This is a genomic window from Granulicatella sp. zg-84 (genome assembly GCF_010892375.1).
Lineage (GTDB): Bacteria > Bacillota > Bacilli > Lactobacillales > Aerococcaceae > WM01.
Genome location: NZ_WNJX01000033.1, coordinates 1 through 16,963 on the forward strand (window position 1 = coordinate 1; position 16,963 = coordinate 16,963).

Below are 16,963 nucleotides of genomic sequence, written 5' to 3' on the forward strand. Positions count from 1 at the left end.
TTTGGGAAAGCACTATATAAACGACGGAAAGAAACGATTGAGCGTAGTTTTGCAGACTCTAAACAAAATCATGGGTATCGGTTTGCACAATATAGAGGAGTAGCCAAGATGCAAGATTATACTTGGTTATCTTGTGCTGCCCAAAATATGAAAAAAATGGCAATTCTACTCACGAGAGATAGCCATTTTTTGAGATATTATTCTTCATTTAGTATTTTAAAATTCAAAATCCAACATATTTTTCAATTTTTAAAAAATATGTTGGATTTTTTATCGCTATTGTCAACAGTCTGAAAAAGGCTTGAAAACATTGATTTCAAGCCTTTTTACTAATGTTGATATACACTTTCTAACTTTTTTGTTATATGATGTTTACACCAATATTGATAAATATACTCTATACGTTCACATATATTTTCGACTGTATATATTTGACACAATATCGGTTCTTCTTGAATAATATATCCTCGTCCTTTAATAGCTTTTGGTATTAGAGTAGATTTCCCAAGCAAATATAAAGCATCTTGCTTTTCCTTTAAATGCAATACTATTTTTGTACGAAACATATTTAATAAAGCCATACGCACATTGTTCATTGTACTTACAGTCATGATAACATATATGGAAAACGCTGCTCCCTCTTTTATCACTTGATATAAACACTCTTCTAATTTTTCACAACTCATAGAACTATCATAATCATCTATAAATATTAAAATAGTCGGATATTTTTTCATATGTTTCATCTTTTTCCGTTGTGTAAATATACTATATATATGTTGTATCATCTGATTTAATTTTTCTTGTTCATCGTAAGATACATACTCTAATACATGTGGTAAATCTAAAAAGGCAGATAAGTGATAATAATCAAAATCTACCATGTATATGTATAACCATTCTGGAGAATGATACATTGTCAAAGATAATATCATTGTCAAAATTGTACTTGTTTTACCATACCCTTTACTTCCAAAAACAATAGTATGGGACTGCTGCCATACATTAAAAAAATATATTTCTTGCTTTTGATAAAATGGTAAATCAATAATACCTAATGGTGCACACATATCTGGCATAGTATGATGTTGTAAAATCGGCATAAGGATGCTTTCTTCTAAAGGTGGTATAAGTACCTTTTGTACTTTTTTAAAAGAACTCATTTTATGTACATATACTATTTCTGAAATGATTGCTTCTAATTGAGTCATTGCTTTTGTTGTCTGTACGGTTGGCAATACATTTATTGATTGCCCTAAATCATCTATTTTATAAATCGTGAGAGCTATATCTTGTTTTGTCATATTTGAACAACCTGTATACCCACTTTGAAAAAGTATCTGACTCTTTTGTCCAATTTTTAAGTATCCTCTTCCTCTCGTTGTAATATAAGCAGCATCTGGTGTTTTTAATAATTCATTAGAGTCTTGCTCACTATTTACTTTTAACACAATTTTTGATTGAATATTACTTTCCATTTGTTCATTAATAATACCACTTGGTTTTTGTGTAGCTAATATTAAATGAATGCCTAAAGAACGTCCAATCCTTGCGATTGATGTTAATTCTATTAAAAATTCTGGAGCGTATGTTTTTAATTCGGCAAATTCATCACAAATTAAAAACAGATGTGGAAGTGGCTCCATTGTAGATACAGAGGTACATTGTTTATGTGCCTTATATCGTTTGATATACTCATTAAGATTAAATACTCTATAATAAACAAATGCTTCTTGCCTTTTCTTTATCTCTGCTTTTAAACTTTGAATTGCACGTAATACATGATTTTCATCTAAATTTGTTACTACTCCAACAATATGAGGTAATTTTTCTAACGCATAGACAATTTCTCCACCTTTCCAATCAATAATAAACATCGAAATATCTTCTGGTGAGTAAGAAACTGCAAGACTTAATAAATACGTTATAAGAAATTGAGATTTTCCTGAACCGGTCATTCCTGCAATTAACGCATGAGCACCGTGCTCTGATTCGTGTAAATCCCAATAAACCCGATTATTTTTATCTGAGATGCCAATGGTTACTTTTAAAGATTGATAGCTTTTTGCTGTTTGCCAGCGATGTAAAATTGATAGTTCGGATACTTGCGATATTTGATACTGCTCTAAAAAGTTTAAAGAAGTAGACATCATCGGTTTCTTCGTATCAATATGTATCAAATTTGACAAACATCTAATTCCATTTTCAATATGTTGAGTCGGTGGATATAGAAAAAAATGAGAGTCATACTGAGCAGACAGCACTTGTCCTTTTTCTTCAGTGTGTAATAAGATTGTTTCTTTTACAATATGTGGAAGCATCAATTTTGAAATACTTATAAATATGACAGTCATACCTAGTTGATTGGGATATTTCTCTAATAAATGATAGATAGGATGTTCTATTATATATTTATAGTCTGTTACAATGAATAGATAATGTGGTAAAAACACATGCCCTTTTTTTAGTTTATCTTTCCGTTTTAACAATACATTATATAATGCATCTAATCCTTTTTGTCTGTGTTCTTCTTGATACCATAGTCCTCTCATACAACAATCATTTATATAAAAATGCTTTAAAAACCGCCATTTTCTCCATATTTTATTATATTCATCTTTTGATATAAGACAGACAAATTGCACATCTAAATATGAATGGAAAAAAGTTAATTGTATCAATATATGTTCTAAAAAACACATCATATTTTGATATGTACCGACAACACCAACGTAACTTTCTTTTAACGAAAGTGAAATAGGACTACGTTCATGTCTACTAAATCGCTTTTTTAATAATTTATCCTCATCATTTTGTATATCAATAGACAGTTTAGATGAAACACTTCCTAATCCTAAAGATACGGTTAAAAAATAGTCATGATAATAAGCTCTTTCATAAATTCGTGTATCATATACAGACATCAATCGTACTAGTTCACTTGGAAACGGAAAATTCTGTTGTAGTATCTCTCGTTCTTTTTGATAAGATTGAGCAATACAAGATGCTGCATACATGAAGTCTTTTTCTTTATTTTTATTTTCTTGTTCAATATATTTTTTATTTTTATATCTGTTATATACATATTGGCTTATCAATATCAACATGTTAAGAAACAAACCAACTAAAACAATAGATACATTTCCAAATAAACTAGTACTTATTGTTGTGAGAAAAGGAATGATAAAAGATTTAGCATGACTTAATTGTTTACTTTTTTTACTATCTTTTGATTTTAATACAAAACGCTGATGTGGTTTATCAAAATGTATGTTTACATGCCGATAATATTTTGGAAAATCAGACTGTTTATATGAGATATGTGGTTGTCTATAAATCGCATCATCACGACATACAACTTTATTGGAAAAGAGAATGATATGCCATTGATTATTTGTCTTTTCTAATCGAAAACTTTTTGTCATCATCTGCATATTATCCATTATCGGATACATATTTTCTTGTACCAATTTATTTTGATAATAGAGAACATCATTTTGTGTCACTATACACACATGTGTGTTATTGATAAGTATGTGTATATCTTCTTCTATTTTTATAACATTATAATCATCTTTTCCGATTGTTAAAACAATATCAGATCTCAATGTAAAATAGAAATCATGAACATTCTCACTTTTTATGACTAACAATGAATATTGCTTTATTGTATGTAATCCTATACCCACATATTCTCCGTCAATCATTAGCTTATTATTCACTAAACTAAACACAATACCATCATGTTTTATCATAGGATTTTGTCTGTGAATGGATAATTTTGTTAATAATATATCAAATATATATACTTCATAATAAGAATGACTACTCATTTTTACCCTCTTTTTTATCCAATTCATGATACAAATAGTCAATTTCTTTTTTATACTCCGTTAATAATTGCTCTTGCGTATCGGATAGTTCAACTGTCTTTTTTGTTGTATCATATAGATGTAAGTAAGCTAAAAGTAACATTTGTTTATCTTGATTTATTTTGGCCACTTCAAGTGCCTGTTGATAATCTTTTTTTCCTAAATAAATCCAAAAATTTAATACATGTGATGATGACGATAAAGAAATTGTCTTTAATGCATCTATTTTTTGAATATATTTACTATCTTGTCGCTGTATACTTGCATAAGCTAATAAATAGCGTTTGATTTGTGATAAATTATCTAAACTTTCTCCTTTTAACTGCTCTTGGATAAAGTCATAATCTCCTTTCAAAAAAGCTGTTTGTAATTGATATTCTATAGTATCATAAATTGGTTTTGTTATAATATTCATCCCAAAAATAACCGACATAACTAAAAATCCTACTTTATAAAAAACATAAAGATACTTTGAAACATACTTTTTTTGTTTTCTTTGTTTCTTTATTTCTTTTTGATATTCTGCTTGTAAATATGTGTCAAGTTGCTCTATTGATTCTATTTGATGTAAATGATTTGAAAAAGTATCAGAAAGTGTAAACTGCCCATATTGTAATTGTTCAAAAGAATATTTAGGATGTAATAGCCATAATAAAATTGCTTTGACATATTGCATCATTGGGTAATCTTTATATGGATAGACAAGATGAGGCATGCCAACATGGCATATATGAATAGTTATATCATCAGCAATATAAATGTTTTTAGGATGAATATAAGGTACTGTATACATATCCATTTGTTTGATGTAGGTGACAATATTTTTAGCAATACATATTTTTTCTAAATAACTTAATTTATTATTTCTATACGATTCTAAAGAAAATCCTCTATCTTTAATATCATATTCACAAATGAGCATCTCTTCTTTTATTACAATAGTATAATATAATTTAATAATAGATAAATGCTCACACGTATATTGACTTTTATTTAAGCTAACTATCAATTTGTCCCCAAACTCTTGACATAGCAAAGACTGACTATTTCCTGTCATGCGTATCATCAACAATCATTTCAAATTTATCTCCCGTTGCAATACCATAATCTTCTAATACATCATATTCTCCAATATGTATACATTTATTTTTTACAACGAGTTGAAAAGGATATTTCAGTGCAATACCATGATGCTCAAACATATTATAAATAAGTTCTTTTAATTGATGCATGGTCACTTTACTTGGAACGAGTAGATCAATTTCTTTATTGTCTTTTACTAATGTAATACCAATCATAAATACACCTATTACTAAATCCCAAAGGACTGTGCATCTTCTCTATCACGCTGTTCAACAAGAGTAGCATATCTATTTAATTGTTGAAAAATATCTTCCAATAATTGTTCAAATTTCTGAACATATTGATATAATTGCTGGTATTGTTCCAAATAAGCTTGAAAAGCTTGCCCTTTCCATTCTTGTGAAATAGATGTATTCATATGATTTACTCTTTGAATAGATTGTTCAATTTCCTCTTTAGCTTGAACATAAATACGTGCTTGTTCTTTTAATTCTTGTGGTTTTAAACTGATTTGTTGCATATTCTTCCTCTTTTCTTTTTTGTTCTATTATTAGTATATGCAATATCAGAGCATTTCTTTGTAACATATAAAAAATATTTATATACCTTGATTATCATGCTGAAAGTCTTGTATGGCTTTCTCTAATGTAAAAAATGGCAATAAGTTAGAAAACTTTTTGCTTACTTTTCTACATTAAATACAGTTTTTCTAGCTTATCATAAATCATTTATTTCCTTTTCAAACAAAAATATACTCTTTTTTTATTAAATGATAATAGGATTTATCTTGAATCATCTTAAAATCTAATTTTTCATAACAATTTTCTGGTACAGGTATCATCTTTTTTATATCGAATATAGCTAAAATATGTTTTTTATACATTTCATTCTGTCTATAAATACTATATGCAAAATAATAGTATTTCTTTCAGTTATTATTTTTAATAAATACTATTTTCTATATTTTTACTTATACAGAGTAATTTTATTATATAAAGTCATATTCGAACGATTTTTCTCCTCGTTCGACTGCTTCATTTTTTACTGCTTAAAAAAAGATACCGTTATCCATTTTTAATCATTTGAATCAACATGAAGAAACATAAAAAATGACTATACTTCACAAGAAATATAGTCATTTTATAATATTATTACCTATCTGATTGAGATTGGCATCTCAAGAATGCACTCTTTTAGTTTATTTTTCTAACTGTTTCCCTAAGGCACCACCGGGGTGGAATAAATGAAAATCATCTTTTGTAAATTGACGGCTAGCCGATACAACCACAGCAATGCTGTCACCTAAAGCGAGCATCGTTGTTGAACTTGTCGTTGGGGCTAATCCTAAAACATCAGCTTCTTTTTCATACGTATAGTGTAATGTATAATCACACATATCAGCTAAACTAGATTGGTCTTTTGATGTAAAAGCAATCGTGATACAGCCGATTTTTCTTAATGTTGGTAACATACTTAATACTTCTTGTGTACTTCCACTATTAGATAGCAAAAATACAATATCTTGTGTTTGTATCATACCAAAATCGCCATGAAATGCTTCAGTGCTATGTACAAAGATAGCAGGTATACCAACACTAGAAAAAGTTGCTGCAAGTTTTTTACCAACGTGTCCGGATTTTCCAACCCCAGTGAATACAATTTTACCTTGGCAAGAATCAACAATTTCGACAATTTCTAATGTTTGCTCATTTAAGCGATTTGCTGTTTTTAATAGTCCTTCACTTTCCATTTTTAAACTTGTTTTTAATAAGTCTAATTTATTCATACCCTATTTTCTCCAATTCATTTAATGTTAATAATTCTAAAAATGAGTTACAATCATTGATTTGTTTTAATTTTTCTTGAAATAAATCTGTATCTGATAAAAGTTTTACTAAATCTGCCATGACATGAATATGCTTTTTGTGATCAATGGCACTTAAGAAAAACAGGCATGAAATAGGTTCTTTTTGTCTTTGAAACATAATCGGTTCTTGTAGTTTCACAAAGGATATTGCAACATCATGTGAGCCATTTTCAGGTTTTGTATGTGGCATTGAAATCCCTGGTGAAATAAGCATCGCATCTTGCCTTTCTTCTATATGCTTTAAAATATGTTCCACATATCGTTTTTCAATCACACCGTCATCAAGCAATGGTTGTGCTGCATACTCAATAGCTTCTTGTATAGTTGTTGCAGGACAGTTTAATTGAATATACTGTTGTTTTATGACATCGGATAATCGTAAAACATGTTTTGTTTCAAAAGACATTTGATTGTTTGAAAAATATTTAAATAAATCTCTTCTTAGTGCTTTCGCATTATGAACAGTTGCATATTTTTCAACAATGTTCATCACTGTTTCAACACCTGGCAATCTAAAATGTTTATTTCCAATTTCTGAATAAACTTGACGAATAATATCATATTTTTCATCGACACTCATAATAGGATTTACGACAAACACTGGTTTTGATGTTTCAAGTAATTTATAGTTTGGAATTGTTGAAAACACAATATCGTAGGTATTTGTATCTAGTTTAAAGTATGTGTCATAATCAACTGGACCAATAAAAGTCATATCCGAAAAAATATTTTTCAATTCAGTATAAATAATAGCCGAACTACCAATACCATTTGGACAGACAACAATTGCTGTTGTTTTATGTGTCATCGTGATATTAGAATGATTTTGTATCATTGCTGAAAAATGCATGGTTAAAAAAGCAATTTCTTCATCGGGAATTGAACTACCAAATACTGATTCAATAGATGATAACGTTTCTTTCACAATAAAAAACATTTCTTTGTATTGCTGTTTTGTTTCATGAATCAATCCATTGATAATCGGTAATCTAAAAAGCATACGATAATAAGTAGGACGTATATGACTATATAGCTGTTTTAAAACTGAAAACTTATCATCAAATTGTATACCTGCCAATAATTCAAAACGAAATACAATGCGTTCTACTATATCTAAAATAAGCATTCTATCAAAGGAAGTTTCTCCTATATTACCTACGGTTTGTCCGAGTAACCATGCTGTTAAGTACAACACTTCATTCTTTTCTACTAAACCAAATGTACTTAAAATATCTTTTGCCAAACGATATTCTTTTGCTTCTTCAAGAGAATGCTTAAATTGAAATGGAATTGTTTTTTTCATACGATATTTTAAAATAAGTAGAAAATATGCAAATTCATTTAAACGATTTTCTACAAATGTAATACGATGTTCTTGACTAATCACTGTAATTTTTTCTTTGATTTCCTGCACATGTTCATCAATATTTTCTTTTAAATAACGTTTAAAAAAAATAGAGTAAATAATATCATGATGCTCTGAAAAATCAATCATAATTTGACGGATTAAAAATCGTCGTATATCAAACTCTTCTCCCGATAGATAATAACCATCTTTTCTAGAATATAAAAGGTTGATACGATAGTTTAATAATTCATGCTCTAATTGTTTTAAATCATTCATCAATGTTGTTTTTGAAATTTTTAATAAATCAATAAAATCATTGACAGCAATATAATCTGAATATTGAGATACTAATATTAAAAAAATAAAGTATCGTCTTTCTTCACTATCTAAAATATATGATGTTAAATAATCTGAACTAGACGGATATTGTCTTAAAAAACTGAATTGAGCTGTTGTTAGCCTAATGAGTGTACTATTCATACGAAGTGGCATCAATTTATAATCGACAAGCAATTCATTTATTTTGTTTAAAGAATAATCAATTTGACGTAAGGTTAATTTCGTTTCTCTTTCAATACGATTGATATCTGTTTCTTTATTTTTTAAAATACTATTCAAAACGAGTGTTGCTTTTTTATCTAACATATCTACTCCTCATTTTCTAGTTGTTTCTAAACAAGGTCACTCCTTCAACAAAACGTGCTGCATTTTCACGAATATTTTCTACGGTACCTGTAGTTAATAAGCTACCTACCCCAACAACTTGAATACCGTTTTTCAACCATTCTCCAATATTTTCAGGTGTTGCACCACCAGATGATAAGATTGGTAAATATGGTAATGGTGTTTTAAACACTTTTCCTAAACTTGCACCATAATAGTTAGAAATAGGGAATGCTTTTATCATAGACGCTCCATATTCTAATGCTTCAATGACTTCGGTATAAGACGTACATCCTGGCATATAAGGCACTTGATATCTATTACATAATTTAGCTACATCTTTACTAAAATTAGGTGAAATAATAAATTTTGCACCAGCTAAAATCGCAATACGTGCAGTTTCACTATCTAAAACTGTCCCTGCACCTACAAGCATTTTATCTTGATATTTTTCTTGAATTGCTCTAATAAATTCCGGTGCACGACTATTAGTAAAACTAATTTCCATGCAATCGACACCACCGGCTAAACAGCCATCTACAATTTCAAATCCTCTTTGAATCGTATCAATACGTACAATAGCCATAATAGCTGTTTGATATAAACGATTTAATGTTTCTAATTTTGTCATCTTAGTTTTCCTCCTTGAAATAGTTGTCCAAAACGTCTTTAATATCTTGCTGATACTCATCTAAAACTGGTAGAACTGGTCGTCTAGCCTCTCCAACATCATGACCAACATACGTCAAGGCATACTTTAAAACAGATGGAATAGAACCATATTTTAAGATACGTCTAAATTCTTCGATACTATTTTGGTAGTCTTGTGCTTTTTCAAGATTACCTGCTTGATATTCACGAACAATGGCGACATCTATATCTGTTAACACATTAGAGGTAGCAGCAACAGCTCCGGCAGCGCCTAGCTTTAATGCATTTAAAATAAGAGAATCGGAACCCGATAATACTTTAAAATCTTTTTCTTTTGTTTCATCAATATAAGCTTTTATATTGTCAATGTTTCCACTACTATCTTTAATCCCAATTATATTTGTGATATCAGCTAGTTTTTTTACAAGTGTAGGACTTAGTGGATTACCTGTTAATCCGGGCATATTATATAAAATAACTGGAATTGTCACATTTCTGGCAATGGCTTTAAAATGCTCATACAATTCTTCTTCTTTTAATTTCACAAAATAAGGGGCAATCACCGATAAAGCATCTGCTCCAATACTTTCCATGTCTTTTGCTAAAGAAATAACTTCGTTTGTATCATTACCACCAACACCTACATAAACAGGTACACGTTTATTTGTATATGACACAACATATTTTGCAAAGTCTAATTTTTCCTCTTTTGTCATGACATGAAATTCACCATTTGTTCCTAAAATAAATAAACCCGATACTTGTTTGCTTATTAAATGGTCAATTAACTTTTCAGTCGCTTGCCAATTTATTGTATTGTCTTTATCAAATGGTGTTACCATTGCCGTAATCAGTCCACCTAATGTCATTGTAAAACCTCCTAAAAAACAAAACTCAGCGAATAAATCCCACTGAGTTTTGCATATATTATTTAAAGATACTTAAAATACCGTCTAATAAAATACCAGTCACATTGTAGTCAATATTTGGGAATGTTGAACCTTGTATGCCTAATTGACCGTATAGTGGGAATAAGACAACTGGTAGGAATGCTAATAATAATCCTGCCACGAATGAGCCTGCAATCGCACCTCTCCAACCACCTGTTGAGTTACCAAAGACTGCCGCCGTTCCTCCTGAGAAGAAGCAAATGTGTGCTGCTGGAATAATTACGATTGGGAATTTAAATAAAATCATAATAAACACAGCTAACAATCCTGCCGCATAGCTTGAAAGGAAACCAACAATAACTGCTGTTGGTGCAAATGGGAATACTGTTGGTACGTCTAATGCAGGTCTTGAATTTGGAATGAATTTTTCTGAAATAGACACAAACGCCGCTGTAATTTCACCTAAGAACATTCTTACACCAGTCATTAAAATTGACATACCTGCTGTAAATGTAAAGGCTTGGATAAGTGGGAATACTAACCAATGTTGACTACCAGCTAATGCTTTTGTTGCTGTTTCTCCTGCAGCAAAAGTTGCAACATAGAATAAAACAAGCATAATAACAGATACACCCATTAAGAAATCTTTAAAGAATGATAACCATTTAGGAAATTTAATAGTTTCTGTACTTTCAGATTCATATTTACTGAAGAATTTACCGATATAACCTGATAAAGCATAGCCAAACATGTTAAAGTGTCCGATTGCTGTTGCATCACTACCTGTGATTTTACGCATAAATGGTTGACATAACGCTGGTAAGAAAGCAGACATAAATCCTAGTAATGTTCCACCTAAAACAATTGCCAAGACATCATCAAATCCATGTGCTTTAAAAATCAGTGACAATACACATGCAAAGAATAAACTGTGTCCTGTTGTGAAGAAAATGTTTTTAAATGGTGTGATACGTGCAAATACTAAGTTCATCACAAAACCTAAAATAAGTGTAGAAGATGTTACTAATGCAAACTCTTTTTGCGCTAAAGCTGTTGCTGCTTCTGGAGAAGCGATAACACCTTGAATGTTAAATCCTGTTTGGAATAATGTATTAAATTTTTGTAGAGCACCTGTAATGATAGATCCTCCGGCACTAAATACTAAAAAGCCGATAATCGTTTTAAAGGTACCTGTTAAAATTTCAACACCGCCTTTTTTCTGTGCAAGTAAACCAACAAATGCAACCAGTCCTAATAAAATAGCCGGTGTACTTAATAGACTAATCAAAATATCCATAACTCTCTCCCTCTCTTCATATGATTTATAATTCGCTTAATGCTTTTTCTAGTTTTTCTTTAATTTCTTTTTTATCTACAATATTTGTAATACCTACTACTTTTTGTGGTACACCTTTTTCAGTTAACTCTTGTGCCACATCTGGTAATGTAATCAATAATTCACCGTCAAAACCTGGTACACCATCTAAAGAAGAATGTTCAATTTGTAAATCAAATCCTTCTTCTTTCACAACTTCAAGTACTTTGATTTTTAACATCAAACTTGATCCTACTCCTGCTCTACAAGCAACTAATGCTTTTGCCATAATAATACCTCCTAATTGTTATTTAAAAATAATGCCATAATATCTTTTGGTTCTTTTGCAAGTTCCACTTGAGAAAGAAATGTATCACTGCTCAAATAAGAAACCAATTCTGCTAATACTTCTAAGTGACTATTACTATCCGGTGCACTTAGTGAAAATAAATATTTTACTGGATCATTGGCTTGATTTCCTGATACAACAGGTGTTTTTAATCGTGTTAGCCCCATCCCTAATTTCAATGCTCCACACTGACTTGGTGCATGAGGTAGTGCTACATGTTTCGTAATCACAATGTAAGGGCCTGTTTCCTTATAAATACGAATAATGTTATCCACATACTCTTGAGAAACAAACCCATTTTTTAATAATGGGGCAACCGATAGTAAAATCGCATCTTCAAAGTTGTCGGCTTCAACATCTAATTGAATATGTGTTTCTCTTAGTACATCTTTTAACATGTCCTCACCTCCATTCCTTAATTCTATTATATGGTTACGGTTTCAGTGCTTCAATACAAATTGGGTTCATCTTTTGTTTGTACCCCGTGCAAAAAGTGAACTGAACATGCTCTTTTTCTCAATCTAAAAGTTTATATAAATAAATTGTAGAAAAATATGACGAATATAAAATGCGATGTTCTCTATTTTTATTTTTATCTATGTCATAGAAATACAGAAGTGGAGCAACATCAACTTGTTGCTCCACTTCGATATGACGACTATTAAGTCATTCGGCATCTTTCAATAAACGATTAATATGAATGGCTAAATACGTTACTTCATCAACTGATATTTTACTACCATAGTGTTGATAAATAAATTGTTGAATTTTTTTAGCATCTTCCATTGCTTTTGGGTAATTTTCAGATACTTGTTGAAACAATAACATATTATCATCATTTATCATTTCATGGGATAAAAAACGTTCTACAAAAAAGCGAATGTGGACGATAAAACGTTTATAGTGAATGGAATCCTCTTTTAAAGACTTTCCAAGTGTATACTTGACTAAATTAACAATATTTCCAATCATTTTGACACTTTTTTGTGCATTTTTCTCATCTCCTGCTTGACGCGCATTGATAAAATGAAATGCGATATTAGCAGCTTCTTCCTCTGGCAATGTTTCTTGAAAAACGTTCTCAATTAATCCAATAGCATATTGCCCAATTTTAAATTCTTGAGGATAGTATAACTTCACTTCCCAAAACACTTTATTACTCAAAACAATACCTTGTTGATGACGCTCAATCGCAAAATGAATATGGTCTGTTAACGATAAATACAATAACGGAGAAACTGTTTCGTCTAATAATTGCTCTGAAAAAGATAAAATATCGTTTGTTATATCAAAATATTGACTTGGAATATTTTCAATGAGGTAAAATAGTTGTCGTGCTTGAGGTGTCTCAACTGGAAAAAATAATTGACTAATTTGATTTTTTTCCAATGCTTCTCCCGGCTTTTTTCCATAACCAATGCCTTTTCCAAGCGCAATCATTTCTTTGCCTTTATCATCAACTAAAACAACACTGGAATTAAGCACTTTTTTAATAACCGACATACGCCACCTCCTACTTTTTAATCGCCTAAATCTTCTCCATTTGATGCGATTACTTTTTTATACCAATAAAATGAATCTTTTTTATAACGTTTATAGGTACCATTACCTTCATCATCAATATCTACATAAATAAAACCATAACGTTTACTCATTTGTGATGTACCAGCACTAACAATATCAATAGCACCCCAGCTTGTATATCCTAATAACTCTACACCTTCATCGACTGCTTCTTTCATTTGTTCAAAATGTGCTTTAAAATATGCGACACGATACGGATCATGGATTGAACCGTCCTCTTCTAAGACGTCTTTTGCACCCATTCCATTTTCTACAATCATCAATGGTTTTCTATAACGGTCATATAATTCAAGTAATGAAATCTTTAATCCTTTTGGATCAATTTGCCAACCCCAGTCAGTCGCTGGTAAATAAGGATTTTTCACTCCTAGAACCGTATTTCCGGGTGTTCTTGGAGCATTTGGATCGGTTGATTCTGCCATAGACATATAATAACTAAATGATACAAAATCAACTGGATATGCTTTTAATAATGCTAAATCATCAGGTTCAAATGATAACACAATACCTTTTTTTTCTAAAGCATTTAGTGTTAATCTTGGATACTCACCAAACACTTGCACATCGGCATAAAAATAATTTTGTAAATTCTTTTTCAGCGTTAATTCAACATCTTCTGGTTTACATGTTAATGGATACGTTGTTAATTTTGTTAACATACAGCCCATTTTAGCATTTGGAATTATCTCTTTTAATAATTTTGTTGCTTTAGCAGACGCCACAAACTGATGATGTAATGCTTGATAAATGACTGCTTCTTCTTGATTTTCAGGGCATTGATCTGGAATAATACCAGCCGTTGTGAAAGGATGTCTTAAAATGCTATCAACTTCATTAAAACTTAGCCAGTACTGCACTGTATTAAACTCTGTAAAGCACACTTGACAAAAACGTAGAAAATCATCAATCACCACTCTGTCTACCCAACCATTACCATTTAAACTCAAATGCAATGGCATTTCATAATGTGACAATGTTACAATCGGTTCAATACCTAATTCATTCATTTTATGAAACATTCTTTTATAAAATGCAATACCTTTTTGATTCGGAGTTAATTCTTTTCCTGTTGGGAATAAGCGACTCCATGCAATCGACACACGTAATGCTTTAAAACCCATTTCTGCAAATAATTCTAAATCTTCATCAACATGATGATAAAAGTCAATACCACGACGTTTGGGATACCATTTATCGCTCGTATCTTTTGCAGCTTTTAACACACTTTCTGTTGTGACAGTCATGTGTCCTTTATAATTTTTTACATCTAAATCAGGACGATACATCGCAATATCGGCAACGGATAATCCTTTACCGTCTACATTCCAAGCACCTTCTGCTTGATTGGCTGCAATGGCACCACCCCATAAAAATCCTTCTGGTAAAACTGTCATCTTATTCTCCTTTCTTATCAATCGTGAGTAATATATCTTTTGTTGTTGTATGTGTTTGTGCTGATAAATGTATGTTATAGTGCTGGTGATTTGTTACAATCATCATAACAGTTGGGTCATAACCTTCTTGTTTAATTTTTTCAACATCAAATGTTACTAACACATCACCTTTATTTACAATAGCACCATTCTCCACATGTTTTGTGAAATACATACCATTTAATTTTACCGTGTCAATTCCAATATGAAATAATACTTCTGCACCTAATGTATCTTTTAACATCACCGCATGTCCAGTTTCATAAACCACCTCAACTGTTCCTGTAAAAGGTGATACAAGCACACCATCTGATGTTGGTTCAATGGCAATACCTTCCCCAACTAATTTAGACGAAAACACATCATCATTAACTTGTTCTAATGGAACAATATTCCCTTCAACTGGACTAATATAACGAATAGTTGTGTCTTTTTCTTGTTCTTTATATTGAATGAATGTTGCCACAAACGCAATGACAAATGCCAATGCAAAACCAACAAATGCCCACACTAAATTCATTGGATTGGCAGGATTTGTAAACATCGTCATAGATGCTAGACCTGGCCCAACTAATGCAAAAGCCTCCACAGCAACAATTCCAATAAACGCTCCACTAATCAATGAACTTAACACAACGCTATACAAAACAGCTTTATGTTGTAATGTTACCCCGTATAATGCAGGTTCTGTAATCCCAAATAATGCTGAAATACCTGATGACATAGCCGTTGCACGTAATTTTTCATCTTTTGTTTTTAAAGCAACTGCAAAAGATGCACCTGATTCTGAAATATTATGTGCTAATGATGCAGGTAAGTACAAAATTTCTTTATGCAACTCACCCATTGTTGCAATAGCATAAGGTAACATTGCTTTATGCATTCCTGTAGCAACCATAAATGGTAAAACAGATGCAAGTAAAGCTGTTGCTACCCACCCTAAATGACGGAATAAGAATAAAATAACAGTTGAGAATAATTGACCGAAATTAAATCCTAGCGGTCCTAAAATAAACAATGTAATTGGTACTGTAATCGCCAATGACATCATTGGTACAAAGAAAATACGAATTGGTTTTGGTGTATATTTTGTTAACTGTTTTTCTAATACAGCATATAATAAAACTGTTAAAATAGCAGGAAATACTTGATACGCATATGCAATATTTTGTACAGATAAACCAAATAATACTAATCCCTCTGTTAATAATTTTGTCACAGCAGGTAATAACAATACACCAACTGCTGATGCTGCAACTAATTCATTCACTTTTAATTTTTTAGCTGTTGAAACAGCAACAAGCAATGGTAAAAAGTAAAGTGGTGCATCACCAATTTGATTGAATACGACAAATGCTGTTGAATCTTTAGGTAAAATACCACATAAATTTAATAATAATAAAATTGATTTCAACACACCCCCACCGGCAATTGCGGGTACTAATGGTTGGAACACACCTACTAAGAAATCTAAAAAGACACTTGTCCACGGTACTTTTTTATTTGATATTGGTGTTGTTGAAGCAGATACCTCTCCAACTAATTTTCTTACTTCTTCATAAACTTCATTAACTTCATTTCCGATAATGATTTGTGTTTGTATATTTTGTCTTACGCCTACAACACCATCAATACTTTCTAAAGCACTTATATTCACTTTATCATTGTTAACCAATGTAAAACGTAAACGTGTTGAGCAATGCTCAAAATGAGAAATATTTTCCTTTCCTCCAATGTGTTTTAACACATCTTCTGCTACTTTTTTATAGTTCATATGAAACACTCCTTTTCTTTTGGCTCTTCGTCAAATTGTGTTGGTGGAGAGAAATAGTGAGTATGTTGGTAGTGAATGGCATTAACCATTCACTACCTTTTTCACATTCTTTTTCTGCCACTGAGAATGGTGTT

At 30.9% G+C, this 16,963-nt stretch carries 14 protein-coding genes and 1 pseudogene; 1 reads left to right on the forward strand and 14 read right to left on the reverse strand.

Annotated elements, in window-relative coordinates:
- Positions 1-168 (forward strand): annotated as a pseudogene (locus tag GMA06_RS08520) (transposase); the annotation flags it as partial.
- Between the two features lie 161 nt (positions 169-329).
- On the opposite strand, the gene essC reads toward GMA06_RS08520, so the two are convergent.
- From essC to GMA06_RS07235, 14 genes are all read right to left on the reverse strand, one after another.
- Complete coding sequence (gene essC, locus GMA06_RS07165) at positions 330-3,833, reverse strand: type VII secretion protein EssC (RefSeq protein WP_163562163.1); 3,504 nt, start codon at positions 3,831-3,833, stop codon at positions 330-332.
- The gene (locus GMA06_RS07170; RefSeq protein WP_163562164.1) at positions 3,826-4,938 is read right to left on the reverse strand and encodes a type VII secretion protein EssB/YukC; all 1,113 of its coding nucleotides are present in this window, start codon (positions 4,936-4,938) and stop codon (positions 3,826-3,828) included. The genes essC and GMA06_RS07170 overlap by 8 nt, the downstream gene beginning before the upstream one ends.
- Entirely contained in the window at positions 4,916-5,170 is a 255-nt protein-coding gene (locus GMA06_RS07175) for a hypothetical protein (protein ID WP_163562165.1), read from the reverse strand. Before GMA06_RS07175 ends, GMA06_RS07170 begins: the two co-directional genes overlap by 23 nt.
- A 14-nt stretch (positions 5,171-5,184) precedes the next feature.
- Positions 5,185-5,475, reverse strand: coding sequence for a WXG100 family type VII secretion target (locus GMA06_RS07180; protein ID WP_163562166.1), 291 nt, complete (start codon positions 5,473-5,475; stop codon positions 5,185-5,187).
- A gap of 678 nt (positions 5,476-6,153) precedes the next feature.
- Positions 6,154-6,741, reverse strand: a complete 588-nt coding sequence (locus GMA06_RS07190; protein ID WP_163562168.1) for an SIS domain-containing protein — start codon at positions 6,739-6,741, stop codon at positions 6,154-6,156.
- Positions 6,734-8,815, reverse strand: a complete 2,082-nt coding sequence (locus GMA06_RS07195; RefSeq protein WP_163545553.1) for a BglG family transcription antiterminator — start codon at positions 8,813-8,815, stop codon at positions 6,734-6,736. The genes GMA06_RS07190 and GMA06_RS07195 overlap by 8 nt, the downstream gene beginning before the upstream one ends.
- A gap of 16 nt (positions 8,816-8,831) precedes the next feature.
- Positions 8,832-9,464: a ketohydroxyglutarate aldolase gene (locus GMA06_RS07200; protein ID WP_163545552.1), complete on the reverse strand. Its 633-nt coding sequence runs from the start codon at positions 9,462-9,464 to the stop codon at positions 8,832-8,834.
- A 1-nt stretch (position 9,465) separates the two neighbouring features.
- Positions 9,466-10,353 carry a 4-hydroxy-tetrahydrodipicolinate synthase gene (gene dapA, locus GMA06_RS07205; RefSeq protein ID WP_163562169.1) on the reverse strand — a complete coding sequence of 296 codons (888 nt, stop codon included), beginning with the start codon at positions 10,351-10,353 and terminating at the stop codon, positions 9,466-9,468.
- A gap of 58 nt (positions 10,354-10,411) precedes the next feature.
- A complete protein-coding gene (locus GMA06_RS07210; protein ID WP_163562170.1) occupies positions 10,412-11,671 on the reverse strand; it encodes a PTS ascorbate transporter subunit IIC in 1,260 nt (419 codons plus the stop codon).
- Between the two features lie 25 nt (positions 11,672-11,696).
- Positions 11,697-11,978: a PTS sugar transporter subunit IIB gene (locus tag GMA06_RS07215; protein ID WP_163545549.1), complete on the reverse strand. Its 282-nt coding sequence runs from the start codon at positions 11,976-11,978 to the stop codon at positions 11,697-11,699.
- 11 nt (positions 11,979-11,989) lie between these two features.
- Complete coding sequence (locus tag GMA06_RS07220) at positions 11,990-12,436, reverse strand: PTS sugar transporter subunit IIA (RefSeq protein ID WP_163562171.1); 447 nt, start codon at positions 12,434-12,436, stop codon at positions 11,990-11,992.
- A gap of 268 nt (positions 12,437-12,704) precedes the next feature.
- Complete coding sequence (locus GMA06_RS07225; protein ID WP_163562172.1) at positions 12,705-13,541, reverse strand: PRD domain-containing protein; 837 nt, start codon at positions 13,539-13,541, stop codon at positions 12,705-12,707.
- A 17-nt stretch (positions 13,542-13,558) separates the two neighbouring features.
- Positions 13,559-15,016: a family 1 glycosylhydrolase gene (locus tag GMA06_RS07230; RefSeq protein WP_163562173.1), complete on the reverse strand. Its 1,458-nt coding sequence runs from the start codon at positions 15,014-15,016 to the stop codon at positions 13,559-13,561.
- A 1-nt stretch (position 15,017) separates the two neighbouring features.
- Positions 15,018-16,829: a beta-glucoside-specific PTS transporter subunit IIABC gene (locus tag GMA06_RS07235; RefSeq protein WP_163562174.1), complete on the reverse strand. Its 1,812-nt coding sequence runs from the start codon at positions 16,827-16,829 to the stop codon at positions 15,018-15,020.
- Positions 16,830-16,963 lie beyond the last annotated feature (134 nt).

Coding starts and splice junctions, on each gene's coding strand:
- essC (WP_163562163.1), bottom strand. CDS start 3,833: ATGAGTAGTCATTCTTATTATGAAGTATATATATTTGATATATTATTA.
- GMA06_RS07170 (WP_163562164.1), bottom strand. CDS start 4,938: ATGATACGCATGACAGGAAATAGTCAGTCTTTGCTATGTCAAGAGTTT.
- GMA06_RS07175 (WP_163562165.1), bottom strand. CDS start 5,170: ATGATTGGTATTACATTAGTAAAAGACAATAAAGAAATTGATCTACTC.
- GMA06_RS07180 (WP_163562166.1), bottom strand. CDS start 5,475: ATGCAACAAATCAGTTTAAAACCACAAGAATTAAAAGAACAAGCACGT.
- GMA06_RS07190 (WP_163562168.1), bottom strand. CDS start 6,741: ATGAATAAATTAGACTTATTAAAAACAAGTTTAAAAATGGAAAGTGAA.
- GMA06_RS07195 (WP_163545553.1), bottom strand. CDS start 8,815: ATGTTAGATAAAAAAGCAACACTCGTTTTGAATAGTATTTTAAAAAAT.
- GMA06_RS07200 (WP_163545552.1), bottom strand. CDS start 9,464: ATGACAAAATTAGAAACATTAAATCGTTTATATCAAACAGCTATTATG.
- dapA (WP_163562169.1), bottom strand. CDS start 10,353: ATGACATTAGGTGGACTGATTACGGCAATGGTAACACCATTTGATAAA.
- GMA06_RS07210 (WP_163562170.1), bottom strand. CDS start 11,671: ATGGATATTTTGATTAGTCTATTAAGTACACCGGCTATTTTATTAGGA.
- GMA06_RS07215 (WP_163545549.1), bottom strand. CDS start 11,978: ATGGCAAAAGCATTAGTTGCTTGTAGAGCAGGAGTAGGATCAAGTTTG.
- GMA06_RS07220 (WP_163562171.1), bottom strand. CDS start 12,436: ATGTTAAAAGATGTACTAAGAGAAACACATATTCAATTAGATGTTGAA.
- GMA06_RS07225 (WP_163562172.1), bottom strand. CDS start 13,541: ATGTCGGTTATTAAAAAAGTGCTTAATTCCAGTGTTGTTTTAGTTGAT.
- GMA06_RS07230 (WP_163562173.1), bottom strand. CDS start 15,016: ATGACAGTTTTACCAGAAGGATTTTTATGGGGTGGTGCCATTGCAGCC.
- GMA06_RS07235 (WP_163562174.1), bottom strand. CDS start 16,829: ATGAACTATAAAAAAGTAGCAGAAGATGTGTTAAAACACATTGGAGGA.